Raw genomic sequence first — 9,031 nt, 5'->3', positions numbered from 1 at the left:
CAGTCCGGCCAGACTGTAACGTGCGGCATCGGGGTCAAATAGGGCAGCCTTTTCTGGTTTCCATTCCGTTTCTCCTTTCTTCATTCGCTTCATGTATACTCCCTGACGACTATCCGGCAGATCATGGAGCCTGTAAAAAGTGAAGCCCGATTTCCTGTAATTCTCTATTCCTGTTCCAACAGGTTTCGGAAGCTTAAGGTCCTCCACCTTGATCGGCTTAGGGGTAACGATCTCAATGCGATCTCCATTAGGCAGCAAAATCCCTCCGGTAGCTTCTTCTTTTTCCTGTGCTTTCCATGTTTTACCGCCATCAGCAGAGCTTGCGGTTCCCGAATTGTCTATACCATAGGCTTCAATCGCATCTATGGTCATATTCCATTTCACCTGTATCGAGCCATCAAGTTTACGCCTGACATTCGGGAACTGAAAATATCCCCATTTCTCCGGTTTCGAGGCAACTCCTACTGTAACCGGCTCTTCAAATTTTATAGCAAGCGCAGGTCCGTCATTTCGCGCATAGTTTATACTGGCGGCTTTATAAACCGGTATGCCATCCAGAAATGATTTTAATCCTGACGGTGATGATACACTTTTCTCTTTAACTACCTGAGCGTGTTTAAAAATGCCGCATCCAAACAGGACGAGGCTAAAAGTTATCATTAACAGTATCTTCTTCATGATGTGTGTATATCGTATTTCAATTAATTAGCTGCTATAGCTTCCATTTTTACTCGGGAGACGACAGGCCCGTTACCGGAGTTGGAACTGTTCATCTTCAGTTTATACCTGAATGCTTGTCCTTTTGGAATGCTGACCGAATATTTCATCGTACCGGGGCCGTCTGAAACTGACTTCAGCGTTGCAGTCACCTCCTTTCCGGAGCTGCTGATCAGCAAAATTTCCGGACTAACATATTGCTTTTCATTAAAACGCCCGGTCAGGATGAACTGAAAATTTTCTCCGTCGCTATTATTAACGATCTTATCAGAAGTAAAGGTTTCATAAGGGTCTCTTCTGGAAATGCTCCCCGGATCGGCACTGATCCTGGAGTGCGGACCGAAACTTGGCATATGTGATGAATTATTTAAGGAATATCCTTTTTCATCTCCCCAATAGATCGTCGAGCCAAAGCCATGCATGCCGCCCGTCGGGGTCAGGCTTCCGTTATATACATCCGCACCAGTATGATTGTATACAATGATATCCTGGTAACCGTCGCCATTAAAATCCAAAACAAGATTGGCGCCTGAGGAATAAGCAGGCAAACTAACCCTATTGGCATCCGAGGGAAATCCGTCTTTATCAGGCTGTAAAACGAATACACCTGTGCGTCGGGAGATATCAGCGTGATAGTTAGAAACTACTACACTCAGTTTATCGTCCTTAAGCCTGGCCACAGTCCCGCCATTGGCACCAAAAGTATGAAAGGACCGTTTGTCTGCCAGAGAAAATGCACCCTTTTTGTTAACGAGTACCCATGATTCTATGTCATAAGATTTGGTCATGTCATTTTGAAGATTTTCACTTAAAATGTCCAGCCAGCCATCTCCGTTAAAATCCGCCATAGATACTCTGGTGGTTAAAACATCTGTTTTAACGATTTTAGGTTCCAGGAAATGGAACTGACCTCCTGAATTGCTGCCAAAAAGGATACTGATCTCCTGATGGCTGGCGGTAACCGCGTCCAAAAGACCATCATTGTTTAAATCGCCGACCGCACAGGAGTAGGCCTGATGCTTAAAGTCGAAAAGCCGGGTTCTGTATTTTCGGTTTCCCTCCCCAAACAACAACATCCCCTGAGGACCATTTATAGGTGAAACAAACAGGTCAAGGATCCCGTCTTTATTAAAATCGGCGACGTTTACCGAGTTTGCCCGGAAAGGCACCGGGATTTCGGTGATCTCATTGCTTTTAGGATAATTGTAAATGTCGTAGCGGATGGAAAGCCGGTAACCGCCGGCCCTGAGGTTGATCAATGCTGCCTTACCATTGTCCTCGAGATCTGCAAAGGCAATATTGGTCTCCGGAGCCGAAATAGGCACACGGGTCAAATTGGCAGAATTGTATAATTTGCCGGCATTGCCGCGATAAATGTACATGGGCAATCCTTCTTCGGAAATGCCTTCATTTCCCGGGCCGTCTTCTACGCCCGAATAACTGGCTTTCCCGCTGATGCTGCTGATCAGCAAAACATCTTTGACCCCATTGCCCAAAAGATCGTCTGCAATGACACTGATCGTGCCGAATCCCTGCAGTTCAGTTCTGCCTTCGGCCGAAAATCCCTTACCTGAGTTTAAATAAATATAACTGGGTACATCGTATGTTTTATTGTCCCGGTGCTGTGCGAAAAGTATATCAAGGTTGCCGGTATTGTTGACATCGGCCAGCCGCACACAGGTAGCGCCTAAGGTAGGCAAGGCTGTTTTCCTGGTGTTGCTGAAGCCTGTTTTACTTCCCCACCATATATAGGAATTTGTCTCAAAATTCTGTTTATCCTTTGCGTCCAAAGCAGAAAAGTTTGCTACCACCAAATCCGCGAAACCATCTTTATTTAAATCTCCGGCATCTGCACTAAAAGCATTTTCACTATCCAGCACCGTACGGCTTTTTACAGAAAAACTGCCCTTATCACTCCAGAATATTTCGGAACTCTTGCCATTTGAAGGCGCAAAAATATCCGGATAACCATCTCCGTTCAGGTCCTTTACCAAAATTTCCCGGTTAATCTTTTTGCCGATGTAAGGTGACTTCGGCGCTATTACTGGGAGCAATTCGGACATTTTCCATTTGCCTTCTTTCCGGCGGTAGATCCGCAATGCCCCCGGCTCACCTGTTTCCAGAAAAACCATACAATTCTGTCCGTTGTGATCAAGGTCAGCAATCTTTACATCCAGCGCAAACTGGGTCGGGATTTTTTCTAAACTGCTTTCGGAAAAACCATTTTCGGTTTGCATATAAACGTACGATACTTTTTCCCGGTCCCCGGCTTTTTTTGCCAATGCACTGTGCGAAAATCCCGGAGTTTCTGCAGACAAATGTTCACGTCCTAAATTGGACAGCACAATGTCATCTAAACCATCACCATTCAGATCGCCGACCGCCACAGAACTGGCCCTGTCGCCACTTAAGAGCGACCGTCTTAAAGGGTTCAGTCCATCAGAACCACCCCAATAAATATAGGCAGGCAAATTTTGAAGTGTTGAGCCATGTATAAAATTGGTAAAGATCAGGTCCTTATACCCGTCTTTATTAAGATCTGCAACGAGGGATTTTCCTCCGCCTTCTGCGGGAAGCCTGGCTATTGAGCCCAGGCTCTCCATCATCCATCTGAAATTCTGGAATGCGGGGGCATCCTGTTGTTGTGCATTGATGAGCGATCGCAATCCATTTGGTTTACGGTTGTGGTAGATCAGCAGGTCCGGAGTTTCATAGTGGTTATGGTCATTGTTAATGACCACTTCCGGAAATCCATCAGCATTGAGGTCAAAAAGGTTTATGAACTGGATATTCCCTTTTTGTGAAACGTACAGATTAGCTCCAAAGTCAGAAAGCGTGCCTTTGGAAAAGTCTTTATAAGTTTTATGGTCAAATAAAACTTTTGGCGTATCTGCGAGGTTTCCCGTAGTTCGGGAATATTCCGGTGATGCCTGAAAAGACAGCAGCGCACAGCTTCCCAGTAAGAAAAAGAAATAATTAAAAATTTTGATAGTCGTTGGTCTGCTGAACATAAATAAAATTGTGAACGTACATCAAAGATAATTCAGACAGATCCTGCGGAAATAATAGTTTCCTCTATGATTGTAGTATTATTTTATAGGATCACTAAAACCATTTCAAAATACCTTTCGCGATAATGGCATGGCCGGCTTCATTTGGATGGTTAACCTGCGACATGAATTCAGTAACAGGGTGACCAGCAGCAATTTTTTCTTTAAACAGCGCGTAGCTGTCTGTTAATCCGATATGGTATTCTTTGGCCAGGGCAATGATTTCTTTTTGATAGGTCACGTAGGGATTCTCCGGATCCAGAATGTTATAGCTTTGGTGAGGCGATGGCGTAAGCAGGATTATTTTGATTCCTTTTTTTAATGCGGCATCTATCATTTTACGCAGGGCAGCTGTTGATTTTTCGATTCCTAAACCTTTATCGTTCAATGCATAATCGATAAACAGAACATCCGGCTTATGGGTCAGCACGTCATCATTAAATCTCTTTTCTCCGTTCACTGAGTTCTCGCCTCCAATCGCGGTGACTATAACATTTACAACAGCATACGGATATCGCTCTTTTACTTGTTTAAACACAAGAAAGGGATAAGCCTGAAGCGAATTGACAACCGGTGTTTTAAAATAGCCTGAGGGCACCGAATGTCCGTGAAAGACCAGGTTTATGGTTCTGTTCTTTGGCCATTCTTTTTTCAGTTCAGTTTTAATGTCTGTTAAATAAGTCGCACTGTCCGCCTGCGCAAAAGCACACCCGCAATTGGTAATAAGAACAAGAACTGCTATTGATTTAAAAAAAGAAAAGTATTTCATCCTTACTATTTAGTATTTATCGCCTCCTGTATGTATTTAGGAACAACCGGCCTGTTTTTACTGTTGACTAAAACCTGTCCTGCGCCTTTGGGATACATATTTCCCATAAATATAGGCTGTGGCAACCAGACCCTGTATAAATTATCAGGACTCCATTTATTGCCCGCAGAGGCAAGATCGCAAAAAATTACTTTTTTCTCATGATGTGCAAGAAAATGCACCGGGCGAACAAATAAAGAGGCTTCAAAAGCCATTCGGATATCCTGATCCGGCGATGGTACCGGTTTCAGGTCAATGTATCCCTGTTCTCCGGCCGGAGGAAAATTATGTTTAGGCAATACATAACCTTTACCATCTTTCGAGATCAGATTTTCAAATTGATAGGGCTGGGCAATGAGCCAGGCTGTACTGGTTTGTTCGGGAACCAGGCGATTGTCAAGTGCAAGCACTACCGGCCCCCTCATAATTGCCTGCTGCGGCGCACCGCTTGGTGCCCTGATGATCCTCCCTCTGAGATCAAGTTCCAGCGTCACCCTGTCATTTTTCTTCCATTCCCGTTTTATGGATACATAAGACCCCGCAGTGCACTCAACCTCTTTCCCATTGACTTTTAATATGTTCTTTTTACTCCATTGCGGGATCCTTAATTTTAGCGTAAATACGGATGTTTTTTCCGGCTGAACAGTCAGATTTATCTGATTGGTCCGCGGGTATTCAGTTTCCTGGACGACCTGCACCTTTTTTTTGCCGGAAAGCATAAAGGAAGCGGTTCCGGGAGCATACAGATTAATTGCGAGGTCCTCATTCAATCCATTCATCATGGCCCATTCAGGCGTGATCAACAGGCCTCTGGGCCCGCTGGAGACACAGCAGCTCAGGGTAGAACCCTGTTGTCTGCTGGGAACACGTTCTCCGCATAACGGAGAATTGTAAGCCCACCACTGGCCCTTTGGCATCATGGCACCCAGGAGGCCATTGTAAAGCGAAATCTCCAGTTCGTCAGCCCACCTTGATTCCCCGGTCAGACGCAAAAGCTGATAGCATAATTTCATCCAGGTTGCAGTTGCGCAGGTCTCTGAGGGCATTTCCAGCATTTCAGTTTGCTCAAGTGTCCCGTTGTACCACATTTCATGATTAGAAAGCGAACCATCTATCATCAGCTCATACTTCTTAATACTTTCAGCTACTTTTACAGTGGCATTCAGATATCTTTTATTGCCCGTCGCCCTGTACAATTCACATAAGCCCTCAAAGCAGGACATCAGCACATAGGAATGCAGCACCTCAGAATCTACCAGCGGAATGCCGGCCTCCGCATTTTCTATTAACCGTGCACCGGTCTTTGAATACTTACCCGGCTTGCTCCAGGAGTCAACAATATAATTGGTATAGTCGAGGTACTTTTGTTCCTGCGTACGCTCATATAACAACGCAACAGGTTCAAGAATAGAGTAGTTTACCCCGCCCTTATGAATTGCCGGACCGTATTCTTCCAGGCTTGCCTTACCCGGTCCCAAAGCACGCATCAGGTGATCCGCGCTCTTTTTTGCAGCATTCAGATCTTCCTTTTTGCCTGACAAGTCATACTGTGCAATAAGCCCCAATAATACATATTTTTGGTTCCAGACATCCCAGACTTTAAACTCATCTCCTTTCTTATAGGTCGTGATGTAGCCATCGTCTGACCGGGTTTTTATGAATTCCGTTACTGCTTTATCCATTTTTTGTTCCAGTGCTTTATTTGGCTGGTATCTGCAGCTTAAAGCCGCAGCTGCAGACCATTTGCCAAAAAATTCACCGTTGAAACCAAAATTATCTTTCTGCCGTATCCTGAAAATATCCAAAAGCGTGTCCACATCCTGCACCATGATTCTATTGCGAATGCACTGGTCCAGTTTTTCACCTAAATACCCTCCAATTTTGACCGCATGAGGTGACAGTGGGGTCAACTGGTCTTTAACTAAAGCCGGATGCTTATTCTGTGCAGCACATTGCAAAGAAATCAGGAAAAGGCACAGGATTAAACAGTTCCACTTTTTCATTACCATCCCGGGACTTCTTCTACCAATGGTTCTCTTGTCCGTACGGCTGTACCTATAGGGAAATACAGCAAGTAGGTTTGGGCAGATTTGCCTTGTAGGCTAGGAACGGTTTCAAAAGCTTTTCCAAACCTGATCAGATCCCACCATCTTTTACCTTCAAGAGCCAGTTCTAAAAGCCGTTCTTTTAATATAGCTGCGTCGTTTTGTGCTTGTGAGCCGTTTACAAAAATATGACTGGCGTAATTGGCACCATATGCCCTTTGCCTGATCAGTGTCATTTCCGGAGTTGGATCCTGATTCAATGCATTTTTGGCTTCTGCTTTCATTAATAAAACGTCACCCAGTCTGTATAGAATATAATCACTTGCAAAAACCCTTGCACCTGCCTCAACAGTACCGTTAAACTTTAATCCATAGTTGGTATAATATTGATCAGCTCCCGGGCCGGCCAAATCGATGTAAGTTGCTGCCTTCCTGGTGTCATCATTTGTAAACTGGTCCCTTACCAAAGCGGTCATCCGCCAAACATTACCGTTGCCCGCCAACGGCGCACCAACAATATCCCGCTGGGATTGGGGCACATAGGCCGGAAAGGTCGTATTAGAGGCATACATATTGTGCGCATAAGTCTGAACATTTCCTGTCGACGGTTCCGAAGTTGTAAATCTGATGGCCATAATAATCTCGTTATTTCCTTTGTTTGCGTATTTAAATATGTCCGCATAACTCGGGAGCAAGCTTACCGCAGCAGTTTGTACATCAGTCAGGGCATTAAGCGCAGTAGTAAAATCAGCAGTCCCGCCGTTTAACCGTTTGCCAGTCCATAAGTAGACATCAGCTTTGAGCGCATTGGTCCCCGCCTTAGTCCATTTATTCCTTCCTGTAGGTAAAGTGTTTACCGGAAATAATTCCAGTGCCTTATCCAAATCAGCCTTAACCAGCTTGAACACATCTGCTTCAGGAGATTTAGCGACCTGAATGGCGATCGGATCGTAAGCTTCAGTTGGTTCAGTCCTCAAAGGCACAGCCCCATATGTTCTGGCCAGTAGAAAATACATAAAAGCACGCATGGTATAGGCCTGGGCCAATGCGTTATTTTTATTGGCGGCATTGGCAAAAACAATATCTGGTGTATATTTAATCACCAAATTGGCCGCATTTATCGTCTGATAGACAATTTCCCAGGTCAGATTATTAGTAATGTTATCTCTTGTCAGTGAGTTTTGATAGTAAATATCATTGCCGGCAGTCCCGGCTAATCCAGTTGGTTCCATGACCTCGCTCCGCCCTTCTCCCCATATGAATAAATTGTAGTTCCCCAGCGGTCTCATTCTGAAATACATGGCATTTACTGCCGGTTCTACATCGCCTTCAGTTTTCAAAAACGAAGATGAGCCAATGACACTAATGGGATCGAGTTCCAGATGCTTTTTACAGCTGCCCAATGCTGCCACCAGAGCTATGGTGGTGATGATATATGATAGTCTTTTCATGATTCTTTCCTTAAATGTTAAAATGAAATGTTTGTACCCAAAGTGAATGTTCTCGGGATCGGATACCGCCCGTTATCTACACCTCCTTCTTCCGGGCTTTGACCCTTATAAGCTGTGAAGTAATACAAATTGCTTCCGGTCAGGTTAAACCTGATGCTGCTCATTTTTATTTTTTTAAGTAGTTTCGACGGAAGAGTGTAACCCAAAGACACCTCCCTCAAAGCAAGGAAATCCCCTTTTTCATAATAGATAGAGTTTCGGCTGATATTGACGTTGATCTGGTGCACATACCTCGGCGTGTTGGTGATATCGCCCTGCTTCTTCCAGGATTTTTCGATAAAATCTTTCGTCGGCATGGCATCTCCCTGCAATTGTCCATCAGCAAACACTTTGGCGTAGTTGTAAATGGTATGGCCTGTAGCAAAATCGGTACGGATAGCCAGAGAAAAGCCCTTGTAATTAAAGTAGTTTGAAAAACCACCCGTCCATGTCGGATAAAAATTACCCATATACACCTGGTCCCTGCTATCGATGATGTTATTGCCGTCGATATCCGCCCAGTTGACATCGCCTCCAAATTTTGTTCTGGCAGTGGTTGAGCCAAAGTCGGTATTTGCACCCGTATCGTAGGGCGCTAAAGCAGCTTCTGCATCGGTTGCGTATATACCGATTTGTTTGTACGCATACATATCGCCTATCCTGCCACCTTCAATGAAACTGGTCGGAACGGATCCTGTACTTCCGGCAGAAGTTCCGGCTTTCCATACGTACGCTCCAACTTGCGTATCCCATACTTCCAGACCACCCTGACGGTTGCCGAGCACGCCGTTTTCAGGTAGTTTCAGTACTTTACTGGTCACCTTAGAAGCATTTACATTCATCGTCCACTGGAAAGCCTTTTGCTCAGCAAATATCCTAACGTTGAGGTTGGCCTCAATACCCTTGTTCCCAAGGCTCCCG

5 protein-coding genes and 1 pseudogene are annotated in these 9,031 nt (G+C 44.8%); all 6 read right to left on the bottom strand.

What is annotated here, in order from left to right:
* A partial coding sequence (locus VK541_RS25630; protein ID WP_324373513.1) for a hypothetical protein occupies positions 1 to 678 on the bottom strand: 678 nt, incomplete at its 3' end.
* 23 nt (positions 679 to 701) lie between these two features.
* Entirely contained in the window at positions 702 to 3,728 is a 3,027-nt protein-coding gene (locus tag VK541_RS25625) for a VCBS repeat-containing protein (RefSeq protein WP_324373512.1), read from the bottom strand.
* A 94-nt stretch (positions 3,729 to 3,822) separates the two neighbouring features.
* On the bottom strand, positions 3,823 to 4,536 hold the full coding sequence (locus VK541_RS25620; RefSeq protein ID WP_324373511.1) for an SGNH/GDSL hydrolase family protein: 714 nt from the start codon (positions 4,534 to 4,536) through the stop codon (positions 3,823 to 3,825).
* Between the two features lie 5 nt (positions 4,537 to 4,541).
* On the bottom strand, positions 4,542 to 6,578 hold the full coding sequence (locus VK541_RS25615) for a glycoside hydrolase family 127 protein (RefSeq protein ID WP_324373510.1): 2,037 nt from the start codon (positions 6,576 to 6,578) through the stop codon (positions 4,542 to 4,544).
* The gene (locus VK541_RS25610) at positions 6,578 to 8,071 is read right to left on the bottom strand and encodes a RagB/SusD family nutrient uptake outer membrane protein (RefSeq protein ID WP_324373509.1); all 1,494 of its coding nucleotides are present in this window, start codon (positions 8,069 to 8,071) and stop codon (positions 6,578 to 6,580) included. The genes VK541_RS25615 and VK541_RS25610 overlap by 1 nt, the downstream gene beginning before the upstream one ends.
* A gap of 17 nt (positions 8,072 to 8,088) precedes the next feature.
* Positions 8,089 to 9,031: pseudogene (locus VK541_RS25605) on the bottom strand (SusC/RagA family TonB-linked outer membrane protein); the annotation flags it as partial.

The organism is Pedobacter sp., from assembly GCF_035317785.1.
Classification (GTDB): Bacteria; Bacteroidota; Bacteroidia; order Sphingobacteriales; family Sphingobacteriaceae; genus Pedobacter.
Note: the sequence above shows the minus strand (reverse complement) of the source record. Positions and strands in the feature narration are given on the sequence as shown.

Excerpts from the sequence above, each read along its gene's own strand:
- VK541_RS25615 (WP_324373510.1), bottom strand. The coding sequence starts at position 6,578 with ATGAAAAAGTGGAACTGTTTAATCCTGTGCCTTTTCCTGATTTCTTTG.
- VK541_RS25610 (WP_324373509.1), bottom strand. The coding sequence starts at position 8,071 with ATGAAAAGACTATCATATATCATCACCACCATAGCTCTGGTGGCAGCA.
- VK541_RS25625 (WP_324373512.1), bottom strand. The coding sequence starts at position 3,728 with ATGTTCAGCAGACCAACGACTATCAAAATTTTTAATTATTTCTTTTTC.
- VK541_RS25620 (WP_324373511.1), bottom strand. The coding sequence starts at position 4,536 with ATGAAATACTTTTCTTTTTTTAAATCAATAGCAGTTCTTGTTCTTATT.